The 24,387-nt window shown below is 51.3% G+C and carries 42 protein-coding genes; all 42 read right to left on the bottom strand.

The window, feature by feature from the left end; all coding sequences use genetic code 11:
* Positions 1-3: 3 nt before the first annotated feature.
* The 42 genes from NE584_RS06865 to NE584_RS06660 all read right to left on the bottom strand — a co-directional run bounded on the left by NE584_RS06865 (position 4) and on the right by NE584_RS06660 (position 24,387).
* Positions 4-558, bottom strand: coding sequence for a DUF2800 domain-containing protein (locus tag NE584_RS06865; RefSeq protein ID WP_195308475.1), 555 nt, complete (start codon positions 556-558; stop codon positions 4-6).
* Positions 530-829 carry a hypothetical protein gene (locus tag NE584_RS06860; RefSeq protein ID WP_034565728.1) on the bottom strand — a complete coding sequence of 100 codons (300 nt, stop codon included), beginning with the start codon at positions 827-829 and terminating at the stop codon, positions 530-532. Before NE584_RS06860 ends, NE584_RS06865 begins: the two co-directional genes overlap by 29 nt.
* A gap of 560 nt (positions 830-1,389) precedes the next feature.
* Entirely contained in the window at positions 1,390-1,971 is a 582-nt protein-coding gene (locus tag NE584_RS06855; RefSeq protein ID WP_256182399.1) for a hypothetical protein, read from the bottom strand.
* Positions 1,972-2,690: 719 nt separating this feature from the next.
* Complete coding sequence (locus NE584_RS06850; RefSeq protein WP_256182397.1) at positions 2,691-2,960, bottom strand: hypothetical protein; 270 nt, start codon at positions 2,958-2,960, stop codon at positions 2,691-2,693.
* A 217-nt stretch (positions 2,961-3,177) separates the two neighbouring features.
* Positions 3,178-3,375 carry a hypothetical protein gene (locus tag NE584_RS06845; RefSeq protein WP_256182395.1) on the bottom strand — a complete coding sequence of 66 codons (198 nt, stop codon included), beginning with the start codon at positions 3,373-3,375 and terminating at the stop codon, positions 3,178-3,180.
* A gap of 222 nt (positions 3,376-3,597) precedes the next feature.
* Positions 3,598-3,936: a hypothetical protein gene (locus NE584_RS06840; protein WP_024723684.1), complete on the bottom strand. Its 339-nt coding sequence runs from the start codon at positions 3,934-3,936 to the stop codon at positions 3,598-3,600.
* 48 nt (positions 3,937-3,984) lie between these two features.
* The gene (locus NE584_RS06835) at positions 3,985-4,308 is read right to left on the bottom strand and encodes a nucleotide modification associated domain-containing protein (protein WP_256182384.1); all 324 of its coding nucleotides are present in this window, start codon (positions 4,306-4,308) and stop codon (positions 3,985-3,987) included.
* Positions 4,309-4,332: 24 nt separating this feature from the next.
* Entirely contained in the window at positions 4,333-4,863 is a 531-nt protein-coding gene (locus NE584_RS06830; protein WP_256182380.1) for a hypothetical protein, read from the bottom strand.
* The gene (locus NE584_RS06825) at positions 4,860-5,156 is read right to left on the bottom strand and encodes a hypothetical protein (RefSeq protein WP_130849661.1); all 297 of its coding nucleotides are present in this window, start codon (positions 5,154-5,156) and stop codon (positions 4,860-4,862) included. Before NE584_RS06825 ends, NE584_RS06830 begins: the two co-directional genes overlap by 4 nt.
* A 19-nt stretch (positions 5,157-5,175) precedes the next feature.
* Complete coding sequence (locus NE584_RS06820) at positions 5,176-5,502, bottom strand: hypothetical protein (RefSeq protein ID WP_256182377.1); 327 nt, start codon at positions 5,500-5,502, stop codon at positions 5,176-5,178.
* Positions 5,495-5,671, bottom strand: coding sequence for a hypothetical protein (locus NE584_RS06815; protein ID WP_256182374.1), 177 nt, complete (start codon positions 5,669-5,671; stop codon positions 5,495-5,497). The genes NE584_RS06820 and NE584_RS06815 overlap by 8 nt, the downstream gene beginning before the upstream one ends.
* 112 nt (positions 5,672-5,783) lie before the next feature.
* A complete protein-coding gene (locus NE584_RS06810; RefSeq protein ID WP_256182371.1) occupies positions 5,784-6,830 on the bottom strand; it encodes a hypothetical protein in 1,047 nt (348 codons plus the stop codon).
* Positions 6,831-6,853: 23 nt separating this feature from the next.
* Positions 6,854-7,078: a hypothetical protein gene (locus NE584_RS06805; protein WP_256182368.1), complete on the bottom strand. Its 225-nt coding sequence runs from the start codon at positions 7,076-7,078 to the stop codon at positions 6,854-6,856.
* Positions 7,079-7,157: 79 nt separating this feature from the next.
* On the bottom strand, positions 7,158-8,360 hold the full coding sequence (locus NE584_RS06800) for an RtcB family protein (RefSeq protein ID WP_256182365.1): 1,203 nt from the start codon (positions 8,358-8,360) through the stop codon (positions 7,158-7,160).
* 24 nt (positions 8,361-8,384) lie between these two features.
* Positions 8,385-8,621: a hypothetical protein gene (locus tag NE584_RS06795; RefSeq protein WP_024723692.1), complete on the bottom strand. Its 237-nt coding sequence runs from the start codon at positions 8,619-8,621 to the stop codon at positions 8,385-8,387.
* Positions 8,618-9,514, bottom strand: a complete 897-nt coding sequence (locus tag NE584_RS06790; RefSeq protein WP_256182362.1) for a DUF5662 family protein — start codon at positions 9,512-9,514, stop codon at positions 8,618-8,620. The genes NE584_RS06795 and NE584_RS06790 overlap by 4 nt, the downstream gene beginning before the upstream one ends.
* Positions 9,515-9,524: 10 nt before the next feature.
* Complete coding sequence (locus tag NE584_RS06785) at positions 9,525-9,725, bottom strand: hypothetical protein (protein WP_024723694.1); 201 nt, start codon at positions 9,723-9,725, stop codon at positions 9,525-9,527.
* A gap of 16 nt (positions 9,726-9,741) precedes the next feature.
* Entirely contained in the window at positions 9,742-9,933 is a 192-nt protein-coding gene (locus NE584_RS06780) for a hypothetical protein (protein WP_024723695.1), read from the bottom strand.
* Positions 9,934-9,947: 14 nt separating this feature from the next.
* Positions 9,948-10,112, bottom strand: a complete 165-nt coding sequence (locus NE584_RS06775) for a hypothetical protein (protein WP_165449802.1) — start codon at positions 10,110-10,112, stop codon at positions 9,948-9,950.
* A gap of 11 nt (positions 10,113-10,123) precedes the next feature.
* Positions 10,124-10,738, bottom strand: a complete 615-nt coding sequence (locus tag NE584_RS06770; RefSeq protein WP_256182359.1) for a nucleoside triphosphate pyrophosphohydrolase family protein — start codon at positions 10,736-10,738, stop codon at positions 10,124-10,126.
* Positions 10,739-10,742: 4 nt separating this feature from the next.
* A complete protein-coding gene (locus tag NE584_RS06765; protein WP_256182356.1) occupies positions 10,743-10,913 on the bottom strand; it encodes a hypothetical protein in 171 nt (56 codons plus the stop codon).
* Positions 10,914-10,924: 11 nt separating this feature from the next.
* Positions 10,925-11,116, bottom strand: a complete 192-nt coding sequence (locus NE584_RS06760; protein ID WP_024723697.1) for a hypothetical protein — start codon at positions 11,114-11,116, stop codon at positions 10,925-10,927.
* Positions 11,103-11,282 carry a hypothetical protein gene (locus NE584_RS06755; RefSeq protein WP_130849654.1) on the bottom strand — a complete coding sequence of 60 codons (180 nt, stop codon included), beginning with the start codon at positions 11,280-11,282 and terminating at the stop codon, positions 11,103-11,105. The genes NE584_RS06760 and NE584_RS06755 overlap by 14 nt, the downstream gene beginning before the upstream one ends.
* A 2-nt stretch (positions 11,283-11,284) precedes the next feature.
* Complete coding sequence (locus tag NE584_RS06750; protein WP_195308489.1) at positions 11,285-11,452, bottom strand: hypothetical protein; 168 nt, start codon at positions 11,450-11,452, stop codon at positions 11,285-11,287.
* 69 nt (positions 11,453-11,521) lie between these two features.
* Positions 11,522-11,725, bottom strand: a complete 204-nt coding sequence (locus NE584_RS06745) for a hypothetical protein (protein ID WP_009258481.1) — start codon at positions 11,723-11,725, stop codon at positions 11,522-11,524.
* Between the two features lie 235 nt (positions 11,726-11,960).
* Positions 11,961-12,806, bottom strand: a complete 846-nt coding sequence (locus tag NE584_RS06740; protein WP_256182345.1) for a hypothetical protein — start codon at positions 12,804-12,806, stop codon at positions 11,961-11,963.
* A complete protein-coding gene (locus NE584_RS06735; RefSeq protein ID WP_256182343.1) occupies positions 12,793-13,176 on the bottom strand; it encodes a hypothetical protein in 384 nt (127 codons plus the stop codon). Before NE584_RS06735 ends, NE584_RS06740 begins: the two co-directional genes overlap by 14 nt.
* Before the next feature lie 12 nt (positions 13,177-13,188).
* Positions 13,189-13,365: a hypothetical protein gene (locus NE584_RS06730; protein WP_256182340.1), complete on the bottom strand. Its 177-nt coding sequence runs from the start codon at positions 13,363-13,365 to the stop codon at positions 13,189-13,191.
* Positions 13,366-13,538: 173 nt separating this feature from the next.
* Positions 13,539-13,724, bottom strand: coding sequence for a hypothetical protein (locus tag NE584_RS06725; RefSeq protein ID WP_024723704.1), 186 nt, complete (start codon positions 13,722-13,724; stop codon positions 13,539-13,541).
* A complete protein-coding gene (locus NE584_RS06720; protein WP_256182336.1) occupies positions 13,724-14,008 on the bottom strand; it encodes a hypothetical protein in 285 nt (94 codons plus the stop codon). Before NE584_RS06720 ends, NE584_RS06725 begins: the two co-directional genes overlap by 1 nt.
* A gap of 36 nt (positions 14,009-14,044) precedes the next feature.
* Positions 14,045-14,437 carry an FUSC family protein gene (locus NE584_RS06715; protein ID WP_256182335.1) on the bottom strand — a complete coding sequence of 131 codons (393 nt, stop codon included), beginning with the start codon at positions 14,435-14,437 and terminating at the stop codon, positions 14,045-14,047.
* A 12-nt stretch (positions 14,438-14,449) separates the two neighbouring features.
* Positions 14,450-14,635, bottom strand: a complete 186-nt coding sequence (locus NE584_RS06710) for a hypothetical protein (protein ID WP_130849648.1) — start codon at positions 14,633-14,635, stop codon at positions 14,450-14,452.
* A gap of 65 nt (positions 14,636-14,700) precedes the next feature.
* A complete protein-coding gene (locus NE584_RS06705; RefSeq protein ID WP_256182334.1) occupies positions 14,701-15,486 on the bottom strand; it encodes an ADP-ribosylglycohydrolase family protein in 786 nt (261 codons plus the stop codon).
* Positions 15,487-15,526: 40 nt separating this feature from the next.
* Positions 15,527-16,144, bottom strand: a complete 618-nt coding sequence (locus NE584_RS06700; protein ID WP_256182332.1) for a hypothetical protein — start codon at positions 16,142-16,144, stop codon at positions 15,527-15,529.
* Between the two features lie 13 nt (positions 16,145-16,157).
* Complete coding sequence (locus tag NE584_RS06695; protein WP_243260597.1) at positions 16,158-16,484, bottom strand: hypothetical protein; 327 nt, start codon at positions 16,482-16,484, stop codon at positions 16,158-16,160.
* Positions 16,453-17,727, bottom strand: a complete 1,275-nt coding sequence (locus NE584_RS06690; protein ID WP_024723711.1) for a DEAD/DEAH box helicase family protein — start codon at positions 17,725-17,727, stop codon at positions 16,453-16,455. The genes NE584_RS06695 and NE584_RS06690 overlap by 32 nt, the downstream gene beginning before the upstream one ends.
* A 6-nt stretch (positions 17,728-17,733) precedes the next feature.
* A complete protein-coding gene (locus NE584_RS06685) occupies positions 17,734-17,928 on the bottom strand; it encodes a hypothetical protein (protein ID WP_256182331.1) in 195 nt (64 codons plus the stop codon).
* 221 nt (positions 17,929-18,149) lie between these two features.
* Positions 18,150-19,115 (bottom strand): N-6 DNA methylase, encoded by a 966-nt coding sequence (locus tag NE584_RS06680; protein WP_256182330.1) that lies wholly within the window; start codon positions 19,113-19,115, stop codon positions 18,150-18,152.
* 118 nt (positions 19,116-19,233) lie between these two features.
* On the bottom strand, positions 19,234-19,725 hold the full coding sequence (locus NE584_RS06675) for a hypothetical protein (protein WP_024723714.1): 492 nt from the start codon (positions 19,723-19,725) through the stop codon (positions 19,234-19,236).
* Between the two features lie 14 nt (positions 19,726-19,739).
* A complete protein-coding gene (locus NE584_RS06670; protein ID WP_130849642.1) occupies positions 19,740-19,976 on the bottom strand; it encodes a hypothetical protein in 237 nt (78 codons plus the stop codon).
* A 5-nt stretch (positions 19,977-19,981) separates the two neighbouring features.
* Positions 19,982-24,130 carry a DUF5906 domain-containing protein gene (locus tag NE584_RS06665; RefSeq protein WP_256182328.1) on the bottom strand — a complete coding sequence of 1,383 codons (4,149 nt, stop codon included), beginning with the start codon at positions 24,128-24,130 and terminating at the stop codon, positions 19,982-19,984.
* 8 nt (positions 24,131-24,138) lie between these two features.
* Positions 24,139-24,387 carry a hypothetical protein gene (locus NE584_RS06660; protein WP_119345237.1) on the bottom strand — a complete coding sequence of 83 codons (249 nt, stop codon included), beginning with the start codon at positions 24,385-24,387 and terminating at the stop codon, positions 24,139-24,141.

Below are 24,387 nucleotides of genomic sequence, written 5' to 3'. Positions count from 1 at the left end.
GGCTTACTCCTCCTCTTTGATACTGTTGATGATTTTATCGAAGGTTATGATCCGGTCCATGATGGGGAAAATATCTTCGATCGTGGGCTGGTGACAAATGATTCCGTCATTCTGATAAATACGAAGCTCCATTTGAATCTCGTTCGGCTTGTAGTTATACTCCAAGCAAAAGAGCGCCGCATAAATCATCAGCTGTTCCATGTGTGTCGGACTTTCTCCAGTTTTCAAATCATGAATCCGGAGTATGTCGCCTCGAAATGAAATCGCGTCAGCGGTGCCGAAGCAGTTCGGGGAATAGTAGAGGATCTGTTCCGGAGTCATCTTGTAACCGATTGCATCGTTGACATACATGTTCAATGTCTTTTGCGACTTGGGTAGCCGCTGACCCAGCTTGATGCACTGGGCGGCAAAAGAGTGAAGGACTGTGCCGCGCTGGGCCGCACGATACTTGGCGTAGGCGTCGGCCACCTTCTCTTCCGTGTAGTTGATCCAGTGATAGGTGCTCGCGCCAAGAAAAGCATGTTGACCCTCAAGGTTGGAATGCTTTACAAAGTTCATCCAACACTTCCTCCTTGTTCTCCGGGGAGATGAATCTGGAGAACGACATCTCGTTCATCTTCCCAACGTAATATTCCTGGTTCGGCTGTCTCTTGGCTTTGTTAGATCTCTTGCATTCAAGGGAGGCCCATTTCTCGCCGTAAAGAATCAACAGGTCGGGAATGCCCTGGCGCTGGTCCATCTTAAATATCATGCAGCCAGGGAATCGTGCTTTCAGCGTGCTGATGAGCCGGTCTTGAAAACCGCTTTCCAGTCTTGCGCTTCGGGCCATCGAACGGCCTCCTTTCCGATAAAAGTGATAGAAAGAACAAGATATGCGCGACATATCTCTCTCCTCTCCATAAAAGAGTCTGTTTTTTTCGCGGAAAGAAAAACAGCCTTAAAATATCAATTTGGGCAAAAAGAAAAGAGCCGCGGCTGGCGGCTCTAATCTTTAATCGATACTAAATCCTATTTTCCGTTTTGGCTTGCTATTCTTCTCGGCAATCTCCTCGACCTTTGGTTTGCCAAACGATTGCCAGATCGTTTGGCTCCGGCGCATGATCCAATCGCCGCCGCCATCGAAGTGGTAAACGTTATCAGTAGTTGGGTCGAGTCTTTCATGTTCGGTTTCATAACATCGCCTCCTCATAAAGGCGACGGTTTTTCCTGCGAAAACAAAAACAGCCGAGACACCCGTAGGCACCTCGGCTAAACGCAGAATATCAATTTGTTTTCCATCAGCTGTTGTTCCGCAGATACCGAATCAGAATCCAAATCAGCCAAAGACCTCCCGTGCAGATGGTCAGGATAAGGTCCAGCAGCAATCCGCCGCCGCTGCGTTTCTTTCCACTACTCATAAGAATCCTCCTTGTCAAACTCTTTCTTTTTGTTGTCTCGATGAATGATCTTCTCAACGCCGGCCTTTGCTTTGACGGCAGTATCACCAGCATGGGTTTTTATGTGCTCCCATTTCTCGGCCCGCCTATCGGCTCTTTCTTGCTTCAAGGTGGCTTTCTGCCGCTCAGCTTCTTCAAATATCCGTAGACTCTCATCGATTACCTCACGAGTCACATACTGGATAATAACAACCTCTCCAGGCTTAAGTTTTGAGTTGGCCTTTTTATTGCAGGCAACGACCTGAAGGTCAAAACAATCCTTGTATCTAACATGCGCATCTCTGATGCGAACTTCGATAGGCAGCGCTTTCAGACCGTGGCTCTCTATAAGTTCTTTAGCTTCGTCCAGTTTCAAAGGGAACTTTTTGGAACAGAGCTCCGGCATGGATATCAATTCTTCAGAGGGCTCCGTTTCGTCTTTTCTGGGGATTCGGTCTATAAACTCAATCGCAACTGGAGTCACAGCACTAACGATTCCGGCGACAAGTCCGAGCTTCCCGCCAATATTGGGATTCGGTTTGTTAGATCTTCCCATCAGCCTTCCCTCCTTTGGGCAAAATAAAAGAGTGCGCCCCAATGAAGAGACGCACTCTGCAACTAAAGCGCATCTCTCATTGTTGCCACACAATCTCGTTACCCGGCTACGGGCGCATGAGTATAGAGAGAAGACACTTGTTGCCAAGATGTGTTCTCCGTAGCCGAATAATTCTTTATACGATTGTGTGGCGGATTCAGTATATCACAATGCGCCGCGAAATGGAAGAGTGAACTTTGCAGTCACGTCATCTTGTGAAAACGGCTCGAAACAGCCTCAAAACTCACTATTTTGCCCTTGCTGGCCCGTTGGCCACTTTTTTCTTCCACTTATATATAATTTTTAATATTTTTTTTTCGCATTTAATTAAGAAAAAAGTGGGCAAGTGGCCAGAAAACCCGCAAACCCTTGCGCCCCAAGGGTTTCAGCCTGGCCACTTTTGAAATAAAAGTGGGCAAAAAGTGGGCAAATGGCCAGTTTTTCACCAATTTTCCGTCCGTACACGGCTGTCCCACCTCCAAATTTTCGCAAAATCCGAACCAAAAGTGGGCAAATGGCCAGTTTTACAGACCAAAAGTGGCCAGCAAAATGACCTGCTACTAACAGTAATAGTAGCAGCTTTTGACCATCTGGGCAGAGATTTTCAAGCCGTGTACGGACGAATTCTATTCTAAGTTAGCCTGTTTTCTATCTTAGATTGGAAATATCCAGCCTCATTCTCAATAGGAACGCCGCTGGTAAGGCCTGTTTCGAGGGACAATGGGGCGGTACTGATAAGCCGGAAACGCCTGGTACGGACGCTTTTTGAGCAGAGACATGCCGTACTTTTTCGGCGGGACAGACTTCCGTCCGGGCCAAATATCAGGGCTGGAGAAGACCTCCTCCCACATCTTTGCAAATGCTTCGGCCGCATCCGATACCGATAGAGCCAAGGCGTCCCAGGCCTTCTGTATCTTGGCGACCGTTTCCAAAGTCTGTTCAAGTGTCATACTCGACCTCCACGTAATGCGTGTTTTGGAATCTGTACGGCTCGACTCAACTGATCAACCAGTTCCGCTGTTGGTGTGGCTGACAAATCTACCTTCACTTCAACATTTGCTTCCGGCAGTGGTAAATATCCAAGCGCCTCCATTCGCTTATGGTCGCAGGTGGATACGTACGGACACGCTTGGCATTTCTTCGCCAATCTTGATAGACCCATTCCACTCACCTCCAAACCTTTCCGGAACGCTTATCCACAAGAACGATCCGCCCCTCGATCTCGAAGTCCGACAAAGCGCAAATATCAAAGATCATATGGAGCAGCTTGTGGAACCGTTCCTCCTCGGCCTCAATATTCTTCAGGGCCTGATAGGCGGTCGGGTCAGAATATCCCTCTGCGTTTTTTCGGTCGTTCCAGGACAATCACTGTCACCCCGTTCCTTCATAAATTTGATAAGCGTTTGAGCGTGCATGTCGCAGATGCCGTATTTTTCTTGCAGCTTGGAGACGAACCAATCGGGAACAGGTTTTCTCCCGCACTCGATGGCAGACAGCTCAGCCGGTGAAATATTAAGGTCCTTTGCCATGTCATAGAGCAGGAGCGTCCTGACTAAGCGGATGTTCCGTACTGCTCTCTCAAAATCATCAAGTCCCATGCTCACTCTCCTTGTGCCACGCCTCCACATCGACGCCGATTCTCTTCAGCATCTGAGTGCAGAGCCAAATATCATCCTGGTCCTCCATCTCATAGCGGCTGACCAATTCTTTGATACGGTCGTGGAAGGCGTCGTAATAAGTTCGGAGCCGCTGAGCCCCGAACCCGAATTGCTCATGCAGCACCCATAAAATCGTCGCGTCGATCTCGGCGATATGTTTTCGGTCGTACTCTGCCAACTCCCGCTGGATCTCCAAGTCCATGGCTTTCTTCTCCGCCGCGGTAAGTACGGCCCCGTACACCTTTCCTCCGGCTTTCTTGACCTGCATAGCTGCCTCCCATCATTTCGTTGTTTTCGGTGAAGACCGGCCTAAATATCATTTCGCCATACAGGAAGCATTGGGATCGATCATTTTCTCCCCATCCATTTCCAGAATGGTCATAATGGCGTAGTTGGCCAGATCCATCAGGGTGTCCCGAATGGATTCGTCCGTAACCTGCTGCTGACCGGCGTCATTTGCAGAGAGGCGGGAGAGGGTCTTAAACCGGGAGAACTTGTCCCCCAACCGGATACGGGTCATAGCCAGCCCCTCCTCTACAAAGGTCTGATGGAAGCTGTCGCCGTAGTCATGGTTCTTCCTTTCGTACAAGCTGTTCAGCTCGTCGCAGATCGCCTTATGGCGCATCACTTTTTTGTTCATTGGTTTATTCCTCCCGAATAGTAGTTATCGAATTGCCCCTGTGTCCTGGCGGAAGTATATGCATTTCAACTCCACCGGCTCGATCCAGGGAATATCATGCAGGCGAATGCTGCTGATAGACTCGTCATCCTTCGAGGGCCGGCGGACGCTCACCTCATCCACAGCAGTTTGTGCCGCCAGATACTCCGACTTGTACTGGCACACGTCCCTATGGCTGCATCTGGTGCAGCAGGTTTCCTTTACTCCAAACATACGAACCATCTCCTCATAATTTCTATCAATCGTTGCCGCTTTGACATTCAGTTGATGTAGAGCCATTTGCAGCTCATCCACCAGGTAGGTTTTGTCATGGTCTTTAGGCTGACGAACCAGGCCTCGAATCCAATCGGCGACAGTAACGGGCGGAGGAATCTGCAAACCAAGGTCGCGAGCCATACTATCGATGTATCTCGCCATCTGGCAGGTCGGCGCCACAATGACCGCGCCTGTATCTGCGGATTGCCGAATCAGAAATGTGGTTTTGCCTGATTGTCTTCCTGAAACATAAATAGTCATGATGCGTTTTCTCCTTCGACAACAGATTCGACGATGGTTACGGTCCCCTCAAACACGCCGAATTCAGACGATTGCTGAAACGTGTGGGTTTCAGGCTCCTCGTCATCCCGCATGGGTCTGGTCAAATACCACAAGGAATCCTCTTTCCAGGTAATCATCTCCAGTTTTTGCCCGGGTTCAAGTTCTAATGTCATATCGCCACCGAGAGAGCGAGCGACGCCTTGGTCACATCCGGTCAAAAGTCCCAACGACAAAATAATGCACAAGAGTGTGCCAACGTAAATGCGTTTCATGTGTCCTCCCTTCAAAATATCAAAGGACCTCCGTAAGAATCCGGAATTCCTTGAACATACCATCTTCCAAAGTTACTTCAACGGGCTTCCCCAACAGCTCGGAAATATAATTCACCTTCGCATCCTTGAGGATTTTTGCCACGCGGTCGAGGGATTCCGCAAGATTAGTATGACGATTTCCAATTTCCCAGTGGCAGTCTGGAGACATGTTCACAGTGTATTTGCCACCATCCATGACGCCGCTGCCAGACATCGAGAAACCGAGTTGGAGCCCCAGCTGAAACGGGTAATCTTTCATACTGCCAAACTCGACAAAGTCAATTTTACCCAGTCTTTTCTCAAGCATTTTTCTCTTCCTCCCCGACAAGTTTCTGATATAGTTCCTTGGCCTCTTTGCCTTGGAACTGATTGATAATCCGGACATTATCGCCCGGAGCTTTTCTCCCAACGATCAATACCGCAGGGTCGCCGTGGCTGTGGTCGAATCCTACCAGCACAGTGTCGAAATTTTTCATAGAATCCACCTCAAAAAGTCGAACAGAAGTTTTACAAGGAATAGAACGCCGAGGATGGCCAGAACAGCGACCGAGTTGAAGATGAACCTTAGAATATCATCCCAACCGTTTTTCATTTCTTGGTCACCCGCTTCGCCTTCCGCTCCTCATACTCGGCCTTTTCAATCTGGACCATCTTGCCGTCCTCTTCCTTGAAGTAGCGGTTAAGCTCCACCTTCTTGTCATCGGGCGTAAGAATATAATGGTAGCCAACCGTATCGTAGTCGCCGTTCTTAGGATCGACCAGGAAGTCTTCCGAAAACACGCGATACTTCTTGCCGGCAGGCAGATAGGGCATGGTGATGGGGAAGATCTTATCCACGAGCCGGGTCATGAAGCCATTGCTGAAGGCCGCATTCGGAGCATTGATGTTTATGCCGCAGACCCGTTCGGTATCGGAATAGGTGGCTGTGCCATCCGGAGCAACCTCCTTGAACAGGGAGGACATGCGCTTGCACTGGTACTTCTGATATCCTTCTTTCCAGTTGCACTCACTGGTGATGTCGCTCCAAATATCAGGAGTGTCCTCAATGGGCGTCAGGCACTTGCCGTCAATCAGACGGTTCAGAATGCTCTTGGTGATCTGGATGCCGAAACCGCTGTGACCATCCCTGTAAAGGCACTCGTAGGCCCTCAGAGCGCTCTTGTAGCAGGCCACGCCATAGGCCCAGTCATCCGTATCCTCCGAAGCCTCTTTTTCCCGCTGACAGGCCATCTCGACCTCCTGAGAGGCCCAGCGGTTTTCCTCTTCGTCCATCAGCACCGCCCGGTCATCCCAATACTCATTGGCAAAGACCTTCCGACAGTCCCCGCCAAAGGCCTCGACGATCTCGGGCAGGTTCTCGTTGACTGCGTCCAGGTGAATATCATGCTCCTTGCAGAAGCTCACAGCCTTCTCCAGGGGCTCTCCGACACGGTTGGTCCAGAGGATGACCTTGGTGCCGTTGGCCTGCTCCTCTTTCAGCCGATTGATGTTCTTCCAGATGGGCTCTCCCACCTCCGGCCACTTGTTGACTGCAAGACAGCCGTCGAAGTCCACAGCAATGATCTTCGGAGGGGTAGCCGCCGTAGCGTTCTCGGGTTCCTTGGTTTCGACCGCATTTGCATTCATTTCGTTCATGGTGTTTTCTCCTTTTCAAAATATCAATCGATAATGGTGAGTTCACTCATCGGAACGGTTGCCAGTGCTCCGTTCGTTTTCTTGATAACGGCCTTGTCTGCGAAGAGACCGACGCCGAGTTGTAAAATATTAACCACTTCACGATTAAGCTCCATACATTTGGGGCAGAAGTTAGCGGGCTCCATGCCCAAATCCATACAGGCAATACAGGCAATACAGTCAGGCTTTCTTTGATAGACTGCTTTCATCGCGGCTCCTTTCCGGAAAATATAAATGCCCCGAACTGCTGTTACACAATTCGAGGCATTCTTTTTTTTCGTATTAGGTTTAGTCCGAGGCTTTGAAATTGTAGACGGGGCGGATACGCTCCACGATTTCCGCAGTTGGCCTGATTTGAGAGACGATCTCGTCCATGCTCTTATAAGCCATCGGAGATTCATCCAAAGTGTCGGGTACAACGCAAGTCGAATAGATGCCCACCATTTCTTTCTGGAACTCATCCATAGATAGCGTATTGAGCGCCGCCCGCCGGCTCATCAGGCGTCCGGCCCCATGGGGAGCAGAGCAGTTCCACTCTTCATTGCCCTTGCCGATACAAATTAAGCTGCCATCTCGCATGTTGATCGGGATGAGCAGCTTTTCTCCAGCTTTGGCGGAAACGGAGCCCTTTCGCAGGATCATGGCGTCCGTATCGATGTAGTTGTGAATGGTGGTGAAAATATCCACTGCGTGAAGTCCCATCCCCTCCAGGATGACATCAACCATGGCTTTCCGGTTGAGCACTGCAAACTGCTGCGTCAGTTTCATATCGTGGATATAGTCGTCAAACAGCTTGCCTTCCACATAGGCCAGATCCTTTGGAATATCCAGTGTATGCTCTTTCTTGAGAATAGCGATGGTCATCTGGATCTCCTTGACCCGGCCCTCAGCTTTCATCCGATCAATGATTTCCTGGATTTGATGCTTGACTTCACCCCAGAGCGCACGGCGGCCTTCGTTTTGATAATAGTCGGCCACTTCCGTTCCGAGATGTCGGCTCCCGGAGTGAACGACAAGGAACAGCCGTCCGTCCCCGGCTTGGTCTACCTCAATAAAGTGGTTACCGCCTCCCAAAGAACCGATGCTGTGAACTGCTCGGTCAAGATTGATCTGGTCGGCACAACGGAGCTGGGTCAAGTCGATTTCCGAGTTGAGCGGATGGGGAATATCACGAATTTCCCTGCCATAGGGGATCTTCTCCCGAATCAGTGCATCCAGCTTTGCAAAGTCGATCTCATGCTCAGCCAGTTCTACCGTTTCCATACCGCAGCCGATATCTACCCCTACCATACCCGGAACGATTTTGTCTTGGATGGTCATGGTGGTGCCGATGGTACAGCCTTTACCCGCATGGACATCGGGCATAATGCGGATTTTACAGCCTGCAAACTCAGGCCGGTCACAAACAGCTTGAATCTGCTCCCGAGCCGCTCCTTCCAGCTCGTTGGTGTAGCAAATAGCAGTGTTGTATTGCCCTTGAATTGTTATCACAGTTTTTCTCCTTTCCTGCGAGATTTAGAACCAGACGTCGATCGACGGGAAAATATCCTGGAGAGATTCTCCATCAAAGAACCCGTCCGAAAGAAGATCGTCAATGTTGTCGTAGTCTTTCCACACCTCGCCATACCACATAGTATAAGTGGTCTCTGAATCCTGAGTTTGCGGCTCTACGCCACATTGTTGTCCATTATACTCGAACTCGGCGGTGCCGTACTCCTCGGTCAGATTTCTTACAAATTCCTCCAAAGTCATAAAATATCATCGTTCTCCTTTCTGAGATCGGGTGGTATCTCTTCTTGTTTGTTACTAATCTGTTTGCCGGTTTCGTGGTCCCATTCATAATAATGAACATGTTCCCCATGTCTTCCGTATGAATGGTGTTTTGGGTTTCCGTGATCGGTTGTGTGTATCTCCTTTACTTTCCAACCATCGCCGTCATAAAAGGCACGAGTTTTAACGCTACCGTCAGAAGTAACATGGTCGACAACACTGTCCGGTTCATCTCGCTTAGAAGGAGCAGTGTGTCCTTTGATGGTTTCTGTCACTATTGTATCAGACTTCCCGGTTTTATCAAGCGGATACGGCGGCCCATTACGAACGCCCCACTTCTGACCTTTGACGCCATGATGAGCAAGGACATTAAATCCAAGCCGGCCCCGGAGTTCCCAGAGAATATCTTCCACGGTTTCGCGGGTCTTCGGGTTCAGTTTGATATAGTCATTATGTTCATCATACCACGAGAAGATCTCGCTCAGATTACCTTCCGCCCAGCTGAAGGCCCACCAGTCGCAGATCATCTCAATAATATAATTGTAAGGCATCTCCAGCAGGACTTCGCCTTCACCGGGGTCATCGTTGATTAGAACCCAGTGCTGCCAGTGATGGGGATTGCGGTGGATGTGCAGGAGCCAGGCTCTTTGGAACGCCTGGACAACAGCATAGGAGCGGTTGCCTCCATAGAAATAAGCGTCATAGGCCTCGTACTCATCCGGCTTTGATTTGGACGCATCATGCTCGAACTCGGTCTGCCAAGCAGCGTCCGGTTTCCCCTCAAAGAGCCAGGGCATGTTAGTCTGAAGCCAGTCAAAACCCTTTTTCACGTTGGCCTTGTGCTTTTGTAAATATAAATCGTATTGGTAACTCACGGGCCGCACCTCAATTCTTGATGCCAAGTTTCAGTTTGGCCTGCTTGAGTGTCAGCCCAACAAAGTCGTTCGGTTTGATGATGGCAGGCGCCTTGGAACGGGAAACGGCTTCCCCATACTCCAGAACACCTTGCGTTCCGTCGTCGTAGAGAAGCCGCAGCCGATCGTTCAAAATATCACGCTGAACCATCCTGATTCGCTTTTGTGCCATATTGCCCTCCTGTGTTTTAAGTGGTGTATGCCAGGTCCCAATTCTGGGCAAATGCCTTCGTAGAGGAGTAAGGGCAGGAACGAGTCATGAAACGCCCGACCTTCCATTCCACCCAAAGGAACTTCCCTCGAATATAAATGCGGGCGTCATAGGCTTCGCCGTTTTTCAGACCCATGGAACCATCTTCCCCAATGAATCGCAGTTTCATAGCGCACAGCCTCCTCATTCATCCGTACCCTCGTAGCAAACGGGTTTATGCGAGTGCAGGTTTACTGGATGCTCCAGACACTCGTCGCAGGGCGGTTCGTTTTCCTCCAGCTTCTCATGCTTGCAGGTTTTGCAGTATTTGTCAAACCGGACAAACAGGTAGTCATCTTGGATGCTCATGGCGGTGCCTCCTAAATATCATTGGCGCTGCGATGCAGGCTCTGCTCCGTGCTGAAACCGTCCGGATACCGCGCCTTGAGCTTATCCACATTCATTTGCAGGATGCTCTCCAGGTCGTAGCCAATGGCGTCAGCGCTGACAGCCAGATACCAGGCAATGTCGCCCAGTTCTTTGGCCATGTGCTCCCGGTCGAACTCGTGGCCTTGGAACAGCACTTTCTTCATCAGGTCAATGGCCTCGCCGGCCTCTCCGTTCAGGCCCATAAGCCCTTCCAGAACGCGAATATAAGGGACGGGGTCGGTGGTGATGCGTGACTCCGTGCGCAGCGCAAGCGCCTGGTATTCATTGATTGTCATGGTAGAATGCTCCTTTTCGTGTGTGATTGCTTGGTCAGTATGCGGTATTCTGGCGGCGAGTTGGTCGATGATGATCTTTTGGTTGATTGGCTCGACAATTTCATCCAAAATACGCTTTTCATACAGTTCCCGCCAAAATTTTTCCCTTTTCCAGAAGGATAGTTTTCGGATTTCCGCCATCAGGTCGATGCAGACCATTGCCTCTACCATGCCCCACCGTCCGTCACAGGCTCGTTCATTGCACCAGGCTGTGAATTCCTTAAAGGTCAAAATATCAATCCTCCCTCTCCACAAAATAGACGTTGCCGTTGTGCTCCACCTTCTCAAAGCCGTTGGGGAAGGTTGGAGCATTGATTGCATGGGAAATATCAGTGGTATGCCGGCAATCGGGGTAGTGACACCGGTCGCCGCATTGCTTGCGATCGCAAACATAGAGCTTTCGCATTGGAACCCCTCCTATGGCTCGATGATTTTGTGAAAATCAGGCTTCGCTTTCTCCTTAATTTCGGACCACAGAGCCTCGCTGGCCAGTTCATGCGTCCAGACCGGCCTGCCGAGGAGTTTTTCGATGTACTTGTGCACTTCGGAAAAGTCGCACATCAAAATGCCGGTGTAAGCCGATAGGACTACTTTTTCATGAAGCGTCATCTTTTTGTCCTTTCTCCGGGCGAAGCCGTGAAATATCAATATAGTTTGGACAGTGCAGAGATATGCCCATTTCTTTCGCCATCATTTCATACATGAGCAGGGTGGGTTTCAGCGAGCAAACTTTGATGTGGATGCAGGTCAAGCATCGTATTCCTGGAATGTCCATGCTCAACCCTCCTTGATATCAGCGCTCACTTCCGGAAACTGATGCTCGGTCGGGCCGTATCCCTCTGTCCTAATTTTGACCGTCAGGTTTACTTTGGCGCGATCCACATTGAAGTGGTCTGCAAGTGCCTGGACAATATCTTGTTCGTTTAGTCGAAGTATTTTTTCCATTCGATCGCCCCCTTTCAAATATAAAAGAAGAGAGCCCACGTTTCCGTAGGCTCTCTCTTTGGTCGAGGTTTAGAACTTCAGCTTTTCATTGATTTTGCGAATCTGTTTCTCGACCTTTTCCTGGATTTCGGTGTTCCCGGCCTTGATTGCCAGATCCAGGACTTCCTGCCAGTCTTCCAACTGGTCCAGAAGCATACCCTTATACTGGTTGTCTGTCATGCCCATGGGATCATCACCACCATCCAGAAGGTGAGAATTGTTGCGTTCAGCCATAGCTTAACAACCTCCTTCCATAATAGGAGCTGCACTTTTTGCGCATAGTCGATTTGGCTTATCCAAGTTCATCATACCATGCTTGGCCGAAGAGTGTCAATCAGAGGTGTATCGCCCACCACAAAAGCATACAGACAGAGAACTTGGCAAAGAACCACAGAAACTCCCCTATTTTCTGCATCAAAAGCCACGTTATGGGGTGCTTTTCGATCCACTTCTGTTCCTTATTCATCATTTAACCCTCATGTAATTTACAGAAATGATCGAGCTGGGTATTCAGCTCCTCATGGACTCTTCGTTTTGCCTCTTCCATGATTTCATTACTAATGGGGATATCTTTCAAACTGGGGCCAGTAATCAGCTCACTGTACGGCAAACCCTCGATCCAGTCGCAGAAGGTGTGCCACTCATCCAGCTGGTGATTCCGCCGGCTCTTGTAGATATTGGCCAGCACTTCATAGTTGAGCATGACCGTTCGCCGCTGGTTGTAGGAGGAAGGGAGAAGCTGAATCATCTGCCACCAAATTTCCTTGGCTTTCTCACTTGCTTTGGGGACTTTTTGTTTCTCCATGCTCAGATAGTATTTTCTGGCATTATTCAACAACTCAATGGTTGCGTTAAGTATCTCGATTGGGGAAAGACCTCTCCAACCACCTCCGAGAGGATACGCAAATACCTCTTTATCAATCAAATGCTCATAGCTGAAATCCTCCAGCGTAAACTCCTTCGCCGCAATTTTGTGCATTGTGGAGCAGGAATTGGCCACCGTCCCCACCTTGTAGGTATCGAACTCCTTCCACCAGTACAGAGGGCCAATCAGGTCTACATAGACCGGTATCATCCGCATGAACTTCCGGTGGTCGGTGCCGGCGTTGCGGAGACGGTTCATCAAATTCGCATCATTAGGGCCGATCCAAAATTCAGAATCATCAGAATAAAAAGCCAAAATATGACCTTCCCTCTGAGCTGAAGCGACATATCTCCAACTGGAATCGCTATTCGCCCAAGAGTTCATCGGATTGCGCATACCATGAATGGCGTGCTCCCAGCCCAGAACCTCGGTGTTTTCAATTTTCAGCATTGGGTCCAACTCCCCTAACTTTCAAATTTTCATCAGCGACATTATGCTCCGGAACGATACTCATGCTGACCAATCTACCAGAATCGATGACGGTGATGTGATCCTCCACATGCGTCTTAATCCTGGTATAATATCCGCCAACGAAATACTCGTTTCCAGGGAGAATATTCGTATCGAACAATGATACCACGCCTTTGAGTCCGTCCTCCACCTTGGAAATATCAGCATGTCCGATTATTTCATCCATATCGAAGTTGTAGGCTACCGGGATTTTCTCGGGGAACGTGATCTTGCAGTCCGGGGCAAATTTTCTATTGCATTTATCCACGGTGCCAAATTTTAAGACCTGACCTTCAAACTTAATACCCATTAGTTTCTCCTTTCAAACAGGCGTGGAGCCTTCTAATCGAATGAATACCCCATATTCATTAAAGTTCGGATCGCCGAGCGTTGCTCCTGAGAACAGGGCAACGACTTCTTCCATGGTCAACTCAACGATGATGTTGCCATAACAAGACGTGCAGCGTTCTCGGTCTTCCGCTGTCTTAATGATTAGCATCGTTTTCTCCTTTCATCTTTGCATTCCACTTTTGGATCGATTCCGCTCTGGACTTCTGTGACCTCTCTAAAGAGATGGCGCAGTCCGGATTGATGCACCCGCATAAATATCCATCCCGCGAATGCCAAATATGTGCCGGGCGTCCGCATTTGCAACGAACTGCCGCTATCTGCTCATTCTTCATAGATGATGAGCGCACGATCCACGATGATTGATTCCGAAGGAACCCCATTCGTAAACTTGAGCGTCAGGTTCATGCTCTGATACTTGATGTCGATGACCTTTTTGTCAGCGATAAAAGCATTGATCGAGCTTTGAAAGGCCGCGGGGTCATCATTCGATAAAATACAAACTTTCATTACTGACCCTCCAATTTACCGGCGCGATTGTGTTTCTCCATCTCCGCCAGAATAGCGTTTTCGTCGTCGCAGAACTTGATTTTTGCAGGGTCGATCCGCCGGACGCCGTCCTTAAACTCGACAATTCCATAGACTTGCCCAATCTGGCCTCCGGGATGACCACCCCGCAGCGGACTCGCATCTATCACATTGGACCAATTCTCCCAGCAATGGAAATATCCCAGCTCGCCATCTACCTCACAGAGCCGGGTTTCCCATCTGATTTCACAATTCAATCCAGCCATGGTCTTACCTCCTAAATATAATTTTTCGTCCGTACCCTACTTAATGTCCGCAATAGACTCCACAAAGCAGTTATAGTAGGTGTAGCGCTTCCCCTCATAGTCAAAGAGGACGTAGCCGCCGTCATTGCCCTCAATGTCAATTTTCCCAGTGTACTGTGCAATGATCTCGCCATCTGCCGTATAAATCGTCACCGTCCGTTCGAGCCCATTGTCCAGTTCGCTTTTCTGGTCGGTCATTGCCCGTTGACCGCTGGCGGTATTCTGATAATACCAGCGCATCCCGGCAAAGAGTCCGATGATGAGGAGCATGGCGGCTACAATGCCAAGAACCTTCCAGACAATCTTTTCAAATATAATTGCGCCAGAGATGCCAAATGAAAGAATAAAGAGAGCAAGAATCCCAAAGAGAACCCACCCCTGAATCGTCATAATGTTCTCCTTTCACTGCTCCGGAGTGGAGCTGCTGTTTTTGTTGCCGTAAAATATGGCCGCGATAAATGCCTGGGTCAACCGCATAGCCTCTTCCGGGGTTGCTTTCGCCGCCAGGGTGCTCCGATAAAAGAGAAGGGCCGTTTCCGCAATCGACCCAATGGCGCTGATAAACTCTTGTAGCTGCTTTTTATCCATTGGCAGTGCCTCCTAATAATAAGAAAAGACCACCCCCGAAGATGAGGGTGGCCTCGATTTGCGTTTCAACAATAGTTTTTCTCAAAGTCTTCCAGAATATCAATGAACTCTGCCGGCAGATACTCTATTGCTTTCAATCTGAGGTCGTTCGGGACGCCGTAATAGGCTCCCGCGATCCCGCCGGCAATGGCCGCAATTGTGTCGCTGTCCCCACCGAGGGAGACCGCGATGCGGATAGCATCTTCAAAGTCCTCGGACTCCAGAAACGCCTTGATTGCCTGCGGAACAGAGCCCTGACAGCTTGCGTCAAAGCGGTATTTAGGCCGGATCTCGTCAATGGTGAAATCCAAAATATAATACCACTCCTCGATGTGCGCCCGGATTGCTCCTTTTGGAATTCCACACATCGCACCCCAAGTAGCCAAAGCCGCAGCCTCCGCGCCTTTTATCCCTTCTGGATGATCGTGACTGACCTGCGTTACTGCCTTGGCAAGTTGGATACATTCTTTTTCCGTTTTGGCAACATAAGCCACCGGGCTTACCCGCATGGCGGAGCCGTTTCCGTAGCTCCGGTAGGGCCCCGGGTTCTTATGGTGAAGCCAGAGGTAGAATATCTGTCCGTACCCGGCATTGGGGTACTTTCGCCCAATCTCCTGCATACACCGAACCGTATGATCACTGAGCTCGGTATAGTCGCCTTTGCACTCCAGCAGAGCTTTGGCGACCGCTACCGTCATGGCTGTATCATCTGTAAACCGGCACCGGTCTGTGAATAGATCAAAGTCCTTGGACTTGTGGTTGTGCCGTTCAAATCTGGAGCCAACAATGTCCCCAATAATCGCACCAAGCATTCCTTTCACCTCTTTCGAGACAGAATATAATAAGGTATGGTCACTTGTCAACTTCCAGGATGTGCGCCGCAAGCATGTCTGCTGTATGCGTCCAGAGGACGTTCGGATACGCATGAATTGCCCTTGTGTAGTCGTTCCACTCTTTCTGGTCTACAAAGGCGCCCATGTGATAACGGATGCACAGGATTTCCTCCATGGTAAGGGACAAATGCTGGGAAAGCAGCATCACCGACTTCTCCCCGTGCCCTTTGAGAACCGCATCGGGGTCGTACTCCCACTTGCTTTCATCAACAAGAGGGATCGGGGCACCGCCACCATAGAAAGTCGCGTCAACCGGATGCCGGTATTGGTCCTGCTTGCAAATATCATGGAACATGCCGATGATGTAAGGCGATTCCGGGCGTCCCCACGCCAGGCTATTCTGCTTTGTGAGTTCTACCAGAGAGTTGGTCACATTCAGACTGTGCTCGAATAGACCGCCCTCGTATGCTCCATGGTATTTGGTGCTGGCCGGGGCCGTAAAGAAGCCGTCGCCTTTCAACCTCTCAACGATGTTCTCCGGAAACAGATGCAGAGCAGGCTCCATGCAACTGCGAAAAGCGAAAACGCGACTTTCAACATCGCTATGGTCTGACGCAAATTTATTTTCGTCATTCATCGTCTTTCTCCTTTTAGAGTTTAATTTCAAGCTGCTCACATTGGATGCAGAATCCTCTGTCCTTCATTGCAAGCAGCTGTCGGGCCTTATTGACGGCCCAGGGGTCATCCAAAGGCAGGTTCATGCCAGTCGAGTGGTCGAAGTCTTTGAATTCTTCCGCATAGGGAACCTTGGCGGCGATATCGGGATACTTCTTCTGGAGCTCTTCCAGCTCCGTAGCCCATGCCGACCAGGTGCTATCCGAAATGAGGTTATCGTCCATTTTGTAATAGATGATGCTGTGAACGAGAATTTGTCTCCGCCTGCGGTTAAGCAGCTCTGCGACGTCTTTCCTGTTCATGACTCTTGGGGTTCACCTCCAACGGCTTTGTGGCCCAACCGACAAACTTGCCCTCGTTGAAGTTCTTCTTCTTGGACAGAGCCTTGCTGATGGCGAGGTCAATCCCGGAAAAGCTCTTCAGGTGGTAGTAGTTGAGATCCCGGTAGGGCGTGTTCAGCCGGTCAATCCGTCCGGCCGCCTGCGTGGCAACCTTGTAGGAATACTGCTGCGAGTAGAATATAATAGTGTCCGTGGTGATGCAGTTCCAACCCTCGCAGCCGGCGGTGTACTGGACGAGGTACACCCACTTTTTTCCGGTAGGGATTTCCTGGTGCTTGTGACCGTTCCACTCCGCAACCTCCGTACCCTCCGGATACCCCAGTGAACGCAAAATATCCAGCTCATAGTCGTAGCTATAAAAGATGATGGCCCTGGGATGGTCCTCCATGATTTCCAGTATCGCGACAGACCGGGATTCATCCGAATTGGTCACCCGGCGAAGCGCCATGCAGAGTTCGGCTGCGGTTTCGATGGGCCTGTCCTCCCAGGGATTCCATCGCGTCCGCATGATGTCCTTGTATCTGGAAATATCATACGAAACCCGGATGTCCTCATGATGGGATACTGTCTGCCGCTTGAAATCCATGTTGACCAGAATCCTGTCCCGAAGCCGGATTAGCCTTCCGGTATTGCGGTAGCCGTCAACCTTCGGGTATTTGGCCCTCCAATCGTAGATCACATGCTGGTCCACAAAGTCGGTCTTGTTGCGGTAGAACCCGTTGGCGATGAAGACCGGAATATAATCCTGCCAGGTGTCGCCAGGCGTGGCCGAGAGCAGAAGCCAGTCATTCGACTTTACGATTTTGAGGAACGCCTTAGTCCAGGCGCCATACCCCACCACCCGCTGTTCATCAAAGATAAAGAAGGCGTCCTTGACGTCAACGTACTTACCGATGTTGTTCCAGGAGTCGATGACCACTTTGTTTTTGTAGTAGTTGGCTTCCGGAGTGGGGGAGAGCAGGAACGGAGCCAAATCGCCCTGCCATTCACAGGTGTCCCGTTTTCGTGCAGTGGTGATGATGTAGAGGTCTCTGGGATTCTTCATCGGAATATACTCGTCCGTACCCACTTTGCCGCCCTCTTGCACATAGTAATAAGCGAGGCCGGTCCGGGACTTCCCCGAACCAACCCCGCCGCAGAGGATACAGCCGTTTTTCATCCGATTCAGAGCTTCGAGCTGGTAGTCATATAACTGGATGGCCACGGGGCATCACTTGTCCTCTTTCTCAAGATACTCGTCCGTCCACTTTGCAATGACATTGTAGTAGTTGCCCTTGTTGCCGAGAGCTTTCTTCGCAATCGCCATAGCAAGCCCCTTCTCCGGATCGAACTCGTCGTAAACGGCTTTGACCACAGTCTTGGTGCCATCGGCCCAGAAGACGATAGTGGCTGGCTCGTTGAACATCACGTCCAGAATCTCCGGAACAAGAGCGCTATCGTCAAACCTCCGCAAGGCCTGAACCATAGCGCGATAAGCTGCCGGCGGCTGATTCATCTCCTGGACAGACTCGTAGTAAATCTTGCTGCGTCCCCGGGGCAAAAAGTTGCTTCCGGCAACGCAGGTTTGACAGACGGGCGCTCTAAGGTAATTGTCGCGCACGCAGTCCTCGCATCTTGGCCATTTATTCATGTCGCATCCTCCTTAAATAAATCCATAAACGTCCGAATGGTTCTTCTTGTGTGCCATACGTCAGAAAAATACATGGGCGTGAACCAGTAATTTTCCATGCTGTCGCCAGGGGTCATTGGCTCCGTAAGGGCGTTTCCGACCTTGATATAGCCAGCGACCCCGAGCAGGGAGATCTGAATATAACACATTAGCGCCACCAGTTCCTCGATGTCCTGCCCGATGATCAGAATGTGGTTCTGAAAGTTCAGGCCCGCATCTTCCAATTTGCGTCGGGCGGAATTGATTGCGGCAATTAGATTTGCTCCTGCTCCACAGCAGCAGTCATTGATGGAAACATAGCCCTGCTTGTCAATCTGCTCAACAAGGTCGTCCATCGTGATGTCCGCCATCAGTTGGCACACGTGGTATGGCGTAAATATCTGTTTCAGCTCCTCATAGTCGAGGTGCAGATCCATAAACATCTCGCCGAGAAAGTCCTGTTCCGGGTTTTCATCCAGAGCCAGGACTACAGCGGCATAGAGTTTGGGGAAAATATGCTGCTGAGATTCTTCGTATTTGTTGATAATTTCCAGATACCGTTTCTCTCGCTCATCATAGCGGGCTTTATCCACGGTATTGGACATTGCGCAGGCCGCCATGACGATGAAATCCCTCCAAATATCAATCGGGCGACATTTTGGAGAAAGCAGCTGCTGAAAATTAGAGCGAAACTCGTGATAATACTCGCTCTTTCGCGTCGACGGCCTGGCTGGAATGTACTCTTTCCGGACGGGACGAGCCGATTCCAGCATCTGTGTGATGGGTGTTCTTTCTTGCCCCATCGCTTTGGGCGGAACAGCCATGGGAGGTTGCCACGGTTCCTCCATGGACTTCGGTTTTGCCCGTGTTCTCGGTTTCTGCTGGGGAGGCGTGGAAGGGTTCTTCGTTTTCTTCTTCCGGGAATTTTTCCAGAATGGCTTCATTCCACACCCTCCTTAAATATCATGCGGCAATTTACCTCATTTGCCATGGTTTTTCTCCTTTCAAAAATAGGAGAGGGCGCCGGCTATCTCCTTATTCACCGACGCCCCCACATTGGTCTTACTCCTCCGGATACTCGTCGCCGGCGTACTTCTCGGCGAACTCATCCTCTTCGATGACCACGTACAGCGAACGCAGGTAGGCCTTAACGCCGCTCTTCTCGTTCTTGGTGCCCTCCTGAATCACCCAGTTGTAGGGGCGGATGGTCAGGTCCACATTGCGGATCTCCGCGAAGTCGAGGGTGTCGATGGACTCCTCATCCAGCTTTACCTTCTTGCGCTTGGTAATCATGTAGACCGTGGGCGGAATGTTCTCAAAGCTGACCGCCACCTGAATATAATAGCGGGGCTCCTCGCCGTCCTCACGGGGCGGACGAACACGGACATTCCAGCCGTCATCGATCAGCTTCTGGGCGTCTGCGGCATCTTCGATGTAGACGCAGAAGTTCCGCTGTCCGGCGCGGTTGTACTTGCTCTCTCTGCCGGAGAAGTTCCGGAAGAGCAGGCGGGCGTTCTCGATCACAAGGTTCTCATTCACTCTGGGATTAGCCATAATAAAACTCTCCTTTATTTATCGTTGATTTGGGAAAGGTGTTCGCAGATAATCGTGCCCCTGCGGAGCAATGCGACTTCCTCTTCCAGCTTCTTGACGCGGTTCAGCAGTCGTCCCTCATAAACCATGGCCATGAAAGCCAGCAAAACCGCCAACACGACATTGACGCCGCATAGGAAGAACCGCTCGGTGGCGGCGCAAATGAACGCAGCCAGAACGTCGAACCAGAATATAATCAGCACGATGCTCATCGTCTTCACCTCACATCAAAGGCGGTAGCGTCATCGCCATAGGGCTCCCCGGGGCCGAACCAGGGTGGCGTGTCATCGTCCGCTTTCACATAGGGGTCGTCGGATACGAACCACTCGAAGTCTCCGTATTGGGAAATATCCACAACGGCGGCGTCCACCATGGCATCGTAGTACCCCCGGTCGATGCCGTCTTCCTTACCCAGATGCTTGACCATCTCGGACTCCAGCCAACGGTAGCCCTTGGCCCCGCCAGCAGAGGCATAGCTCTTTTCGCCGGTCTTTTTGTCCACGACCTCCCGCAGCAGCAGACCGCCGTTGCAGCCGGGTTTCATAGGACAAAAGGAGCCAACCTTGCCGATGAAAATATAATTGTGGCCCGGTTCGATTTTGGCTTTCAGATCCGCAACGACCTCGTCATAATCCATGGGGTACTGTCCCTCTTTGTCCGGCCATTTTTTCCGCAGTGTTTCAAGCTCTTTCTCATACTCGGATACATCCGGCAGGGTCTCGTTCGTATCCAGGTACAGTGCGGTGGTGACCGACTTGGTCTCGCACATATCCTCGAACACGATCTCTTCCCTGGAGAACAGCTTCTTGAACACGTAGGGGATCTGGAACTGGGTGCCGGTGGCGTTCCATTCGCCGGGGTGTTTCCGAATATCACCGGGCACATAGCCGTAAGCCAGCTGGCATTTCTCCGCCGTGGCGTACTTGGCGATGTAAACGGCGTTGTTCACCAGGCACATCCGGTCGTAGGTAGCCTCGTGCTCAAAGGTATAGCCGTACTTCTCACCGTACTTCATCACAAAGTCGATGATGGCCGGCGTTGCGTCCGGGATTTTAATGGAGTCCGTCTTGATGTGGGCAACAGTAAAGCCCCGTTTCTGGACCTCGTGCTTGAGGTTGACCATAAACAGGGCTCCGCGCTTGGCGACGATATTGTCTTTGTTCCGGTTGTCCCGGAAGGGATTCTCGAAGTTGGCCGAGGTCAGGCCATAGACCGAGTTGATGGCGATTTTCAGTGCCTGGGCCAGAGCGTCCGCCGAACCCTCATCCGTCAGATACTTGGCCAGTGCGCCGTTCAGCATCTTCCGGGCCTTCTCAAAGTTCTTGTGTTTGATCTCCACACGGGCGTCCTTGATCTCCTGGAACCGCTTGGTGTACTCGGGGCCGAACAGCTCCTCCGCAATGATGCTGGAGGGGTGCATGGAGGCAATGTCCAGCAGGGCGATGTCGCCGTACATACCCGGCTCGGCATAGACGTAGCCGCCCTCGCCAACCTCCTCACCGCGATAGAGGGACTTCCCGCCCTCGAATTTGTATCCGGGGAAGATGGGGCGTCCCTTTTTGTCAAAGGCGGTGAACTCGTCGAACTCAGGTTCTCCCATGGTAAAGGGCAGGTCCCGGTTTGGATCATAGATCTGCGTCGTATCGCCCATATTCCGGTAATTGAACTGATCCTGGGGGCGCTTGTTGCCGCCAAATATAATTCTGGTGGTGAGTGAGTTGGTGGTGTCGTTCACCGTCATCCCGGCCACGTCTGCCAGGATCTCCCGGGCCACAAAGTCGGCTTTCCGGGCATTGAAGACGGCCTCGGTAGCAATGACATCGTTGTCGCAGTATTCCGCGACCTTCTGCCACATCTCCTCCGGAACCGGCTGGTCCCAGGGAAGACCCAGCTCCTGGTGATGAAGACCCAGCTCGATCTCCCATTTCTTCAGACTCTGTTTGACCGAGCAGAAGTCGTACACGTCCGTATAAGAGACGTTGTAGGCCTCCCCAAAGAAGCAGTTGGTGCTCCGGGCCTTCTTCTCGCTGTTGATGATCTTCTGGGACAGGTTGTAGAGCTGCTCGTTGGTGTAACCCATCAGCCGGGCGTACAAAATATGATTGTCGTACCGGCGGCAGTTGAACCCCACCAAACGGAACTTCATCAGCTCCTCGATCTCCGTGGGCTTGGGATTGATCATCCGGACCACGGTTTGTCCGGGTCCTTCGATCTTCCAGTTCACCAGGAACAGATTGGGGAATACCTCTACATCATAAAAGACCAGCTTGGCCTCGTCGTTTTTCACCCCCTGCCCGTCCTCGGCGGATTTGAAGGGCATCTTATTCACCAGCTTGATGCAGTATTCCGCCTGGTTGGTGCTGTTGGCGGCGAAGGCCAGGACCGCGTTGCGCATATCGGTGACGTCGTAAGGCATACCGCTCTCATAGGCGTCCGTCAGAATCTTGTGGATAAAGTCGATAGAGGGCTTAGTAGCCGGATGGATTTCCTTATTGAGGTTTCGCTTGATCTGAACTCTAAGCCCTTTTTCGCTTTGAATGACTTTGGAATTTACCACATTGTTTTCTCCTTTCAACGGTAATCCAGAGCTTATCGTAGCGATAGGCAGGTTGTTGCATTTGGAGAGCTTGCGGCGCAGGGAGCTGTTGCCGGTAAAGACCTTGACCTCGATGTGGTCGTCGTAAATCCGGTTGAGCCGCGCCGGGTCTCCGGAATAAATATAATGCAGGTGGATGCCGCAGCCACTCTTGCTTACCTCCGCATAAGTGGCCGGCCACTTGCTCGCCTCGGCCAGATTCCGCTCAAAGGACTTCTGGCCCTGCTCATCCGGAATATCAAAGTCGATGACGATGTGGTTTTCCGGGAGCTTGACGTAGTGCAGCTTGCTGGTGTCCAGGGCGGACAGCTTTGTCCGGACACGCTCCCATTTGTTACGGGGCGTGCCTTCTCCGCCTGCATACTGGGCGGGACAGTCGGCGCAGTCCTTGTCAAATGCCGAAGCCTGCCCATCCACAAAGTCGATGGTGGGGTGAGGGGGCGACACAGGTTTGTCCTCCGGCGCCTGTTCCTCAAATTTTTCCGTCCGAAACCCGCTGTAATAGTTCCGAACGCGGGACCCGTCCCCCATGCTGAACCGCTCCTCGTAACACCGGAAGTAGTTCTTCAGCTCCTCCTTAAATATCATGCGGGAGACGGGGTAGGGCACCTTGGCGTCCTCGCAGTAGACCTTATACATCTCCCAGGCCGACTTCAGGGACACGCCATCGTCCCGTTTGAACACATGATAGGAGTCCACGATGAAGTTATAAAAGTCATTGGAGGCCCCCATCATGGCGATGGGAATATAATCGTTGTAGTAGTCCGGGTCCTCCAGATAGACCTCCTGACAGTGATAGGCAATGCCGCCCAGCTCAAAGGGGATTTGCCGGGTCAGCCTCCGGTACTCGTCCGGCGGAACCTTGTCCCCGGTGGGCGTCACGTCGATCAGCCTTCGGATGACGCCGGATTTCGCGTCCGTAATCTTGACCGGCTTGTTGGTTCCCATGATGAGGAAGGTCTTAAAGCGGTTGGAGTAGGCGGAGCGGAACTTTTCGTTGACAGTCATCATCTCGTGGGACACCAGCGAATTGATGCGGGTGTTGTCCTCGATGCGGGAGAGGTCGCCGTCATGCTGAATGGCCACCAGCGGATTGGCGCGGAAGGCCTCCAGAGCAAAGGCGTTGCTGGAGGAGCCCAGGTCCTTGGCGCTGAAGCTGGTGTGGTATCCCTCGAAGAGCTGCATGATCACATTGATGATGGTGCTCTTTCCGGTGCCCACCGCCCCGTAGAAGACCAGAAACTTTTGCAGCTTCTTAGACTCCCCGGTAACGATGGCCCCGATGCACCACTCGATCTTGTGCCGCTCCTCGGGAGAATATAATGTGGAGACCAGACGCTCCCACGCCGGCGTCTCCCCCGGCTCCAGGGGGTAGGGGAGGGACTTGCTGGCGTAGTCGCGCTTGGTCACTTTCGTGTTGGAGAATATCAGCTTTTCATCGAGCATATGGAACTGGTCTTTCATCTGCTTCTGGCAATACTTGTGCCAGGTGTCGATCATGCCAGTTTCCGCGTCCCACATATGGAGGACGCGAATGTTGTCGTCAAAGCGCGTGCGGTTTTCTTCTGCGTATCGGTCCAGCTCACGGTCGATCAAGTCGACCGCGTCCTGTTCATCAGTCGACCACATACCCCGTTCGTCAATCCAGATTGCATAGAAGTCGCCGCCTCTGATCATGAGGTCGCTACTTTTCTTGATGATAAACTTGGGATAGATCTCGATGATGCCGCGTTTCCCGCTGCGCGTTGAAATCATCAAGAAGTCCAGCATCGGGTCACTTACTCTCCTTTATCATACTCCAGCTTTTTCACACGGACCGAAAGCTGGTAGACCTGTTCCTCCCGCTTCCGGTTCTCCGCCGCCAGGGCGTAAACGCCCACAACTGCGGCAACGGCGAGCACGGTCAACATGCTGCTTTTGCGGCTCAGCTTGGCCACCCGCTTCTCAAAGGCCTGGAAGTTGTGGTTTACCAGAGCCGTCAAGTCCTCCAGCGTGCAGATATCCACGAATTTCCCCTTTTTACTCAT

The organism is Clostridium sp. DFI.5.61 (assembly GCF_024462915.1).
Taxonomy (GTDB): Bacteria; Bacillota; Clostridia; order Oscillospirales; family Oscillospiraceae; genus Lawsonibacter; species Lawsonibacter asaccharolyticus.
Note: the sequence above shows the minus strand (reverse complement) of the source record. Positions and strands in the feature narration are given on the sequence as shown.

What these genes read in the sequence shown, in the direction of transcription:
- NE584_RS06865 (WP_195308475.1), bottom strand. Translation starts at nt 558, where the DNA reads ATGAACTTTGTAAAGCATTCCAACCTTGAGGGTCAACATGCTTTTCTT.
- NE584_RS06860 (WP_034565728.1), bottom strand. Translation starts at nt 829, where the DNA reads ATGGCCCGAAGCGCAAGACTGGAAAGCGGTTTTCAAGACCGGCTCATC.
- NE584_RS06855 (WP_256182399.1), bottom strand. Translation starts at nt 1,971, where the DNA reads ATGGGAAGATCTAACAAACCGAATCCCAATATTGGCGGGAAGCTCGGA.
- NE584_RS06850 (WP_256182397.1), bottom strand. Translation starts at nt 2,960, where the DNA reads ATGACACTTGAACAGACTTTGGAAACGGTCGCCAAGATACAGAAGGCC.
- NE584_RS06840 (WP_024723684.1), bottom strand. Translation starts at nt 3,936, where the DNA reads ATGCAGGTCAAGAAAGCCGGAGGAAAGGTGTACGGGGCCGTACTTACC.
- NE584_RS06835 (WP_256182384.1), bottom strand. Translation starts at nt 4,308, where the DNA reads ATGAACAAAAAAGTGATGCGCCATAAGGCGATCTGCGACGAGCTGAAC.
- NE584_RS06830 (WP_256182380.1), bottom strand. Translation starts at nt 4,863, where the DNA reads ATGACTATTTATGTTTCAGGAAGACAATCAGGCAAAACCACATTTCTG.
- NE584_RS06825 (WP_130849661.1), bottom strand. Translation starts at nt 5,156, where the DNA reads ATGAAACGCATTTACGTTGGCACACTCTTGTGCATTATTTTGTCGTTG.
- NE584_RS06820 (WP_256182377.1), bottom strand. Translation starts at nt 5,502, where the DNA reads ATGCTTGAGAAAAGACTGGGTAAAATTGACTTTGTCGAGTTTGGCAGT.
- NE584_RS06815 (WP_256182374.1), bottom strand. Translation starts at nt 5,671, where the DNA reads ATGAAAAATTTCGACACTGTGCTGGTAGGATTCGACCACAGCCACGGC.
- NE584_RS06810 (WP_256182371.1), bottom strand. Translation starts at nt 6,830, where the DNA reads ATGAACGAAATGAATGCAAATGCGGTCGAAACCAAGGAACCCGAGAAC.
- NE584_RS06805 (WP_256182368.1), bottom strand. Translation starts at nt 7,078, where the DNA reads ATGAAAGCAGTCTATCAAAGAAAGCCTGACTGTATTGCCTGTATTGCC.
- NE584_RS06795 (WP_024723692.1), bottom strand. Translation starts at nt 8,621, where the DNA reads ATGACTTTGGAGGAATTTGTAAGAAATCTGACCGAGGAGTACGGCACC.
- NE584_RS06785 (WP_024723694.1), bottom strand. Translation starts at nt 9,725, where the DNA reads ATGGCACAAAAGCGAATCAGGATGGTTCAGCGTGATATTTTGAACGAT.
- NE584_RS06780 (WP_024723695.1), bottom strand. Translation starts at nt 9,933, where the DNA reads ATGAAACTGCGATTCATTGGGGAAGATGGTTCCATGGGTCTGAAAAAC.
- NE584_RS06775 (WP_165449802.1), bottom strand. Translation starts at nt 10,112, where the DNA reads ATGAGCATCCAAGATGACTACCTGTTTGTCCGGTTTGACAAATACTGC.
- NE584_RS06765 (WP_256182356.1), bottom strand. Translation starts at nt 10,913, where the DNA reads ATGCGAAAGCTCTATGTTTGCGATCGCAAGCAATGCGGCGACCGGTGT.
- NE584_RS06760 (WP_024723697.1), bottom strand. Translation starts at nt 11,116, where the DNA reads ATGACGCTTCATGAAAAAGTAGTCCTATCGGCTTACACCGGCATTTTG.
- NE584_RS06755 (WP_130849654.1), bottom strand. Translation starts at nt 11,282, where the DNA reads ATGGACATTCCAGGAATACGATGCTTGACCTGCATCCACATCAAAGTT.
- NE584_RS06750 (WP_195308489.1), bottom strand. Translation starts at nt 11,452, where the DNA reads ATGGAAAAAATACTTCGACTAAACGAACAAGATATTGTCCAGGCACTT.
- NE584_RS06745 (WP_009258481.1), bottom strand. Translation starts at nt 11,725, where the DNA reads ATGGCTGAACGCAACAATTCTCACCTTCTGGATGGTGGTGATGATCCC.
- NE584_RS06740 (WP_256182345.1), bottom strand. Translation starts at nt 12,806, where the DNA reads ATGCTGAAAATTGAAAACACCGAGGTTCTGGGCTGGGAGCACGCCATT.
- NE584_RS06735 (WP_256182343.1), bottom strand. Translation starts at nt 13,176, where the DNA reads ATGGGTATTAAGTTTGAAGGTCAGGTCTTAAAATTTGGCACCGTGGAT.
- NE584_RS06730 (WP_256182340.1), bottom strand. Translation starts at nt 13,365, where the DNA reads ATGCTAATCATTAAGACAGCGGAAGACCGAGAACGCTGCACGTCTTGT.
- NE584_RS06725 (WP_024723704.1), bottom strand. Translation starts at nt 13,724, where the DNA reads ATGAAAGTTTGTATTTTATCGAATGATGACCCCGCGGCCTTTCAAAGC.
- NE584_RS06720 (WP_256182336.1), bottom strand. Translation starts at nt 14,008, where the DNA reads ATGGCTGGATTGAATTGTGAAATCAGATGGGAAACCCGGCTCTGTGAG.
- NE584_RS06715 (WP_256182335.1), bottom strand. Translation starts at nt 14,437, where the DNA reads ATGACGATTCAGGGGTGGGTTCTCTTTGGGATTCTTGCTCTCTTTATT.
- NE584_RS06710 (WP_130849648.1), bottom strand. Translation starts at nt 14,635, where the DNA reads ATGGATAAAAAGCAGCTACAAGAGTTTATCAGCGCCATTGGGTCGATT.
- NE584_RS06705 (WP_256182334.1), bottom strand. Translation starts at nt 15,486, where the DNA reads ATGCTTGGTGCGATTATTGGGGACATTGTTGGCTCCAGATTTGAACGG.
- NE584_RS06700 (WP_256182332.1), bottom strand. Translation starts at nt 16,144, where the DNA reads ATGAATGACGAAAATAAATTTGCGTCAGACCATAGCGATGTTGAAAGT.
- NE584_RS06695 (WP_243260597.1), bottom strand. Translation starts at nt 16,484, where the DNA reads ATGAACAGGAAAGACGTCGCAGAGCTGCTTAACCGCAGGCGGAGACAA.
- NE584_RS06685 (WP_256182331.1), bottom strand. Translation starts at nt 17,928, where the DNA reads ATGTTCAACGAGCCAGCCACTATCGTCTTCTGGGCCGATGGCACCAAG.
- NE584_RS06680 (WP_256182330.1), bottom strand. Translation starts at nt 19,115, where the DNA reads ATGAAGCCATTCTGGAAAAATTCCCGGAAGAAGAAAACGAAGAACCCT.
- NE584_RS06675 (WP_024723714.1), bottom strand. Translation starts at nt 19,725, where the DNA reads ATGGCTAATCCCAGAGTGAATGAGAACCTTGTGATCGAGAACGCCCGC.
- NE584_RS06670 (WP_130849642.1), bottom strand. Translation starts at nt 19,976, where the DNA reads ATGAGCATCGTGCTGATTATATTCTGGTTCGACGTTCTGGCTGCGTTC.
- NE584_RS06665 (WP_256182328.1), bottom strand. Translation starts at nt 24,130, where the DNA reads ATGCTGGACTTCTTGATGATTTCAACGCGCAGCGGGAAACGCGGCATC.
- NE584_RS06660 (WP_119345237.1), bottom strand. Translation starts at nt 24,387, where the DNA reads ATGAGTAAAAAGGGGAAATTCGTGGATATCTGCACGCTGGAGGACTTG.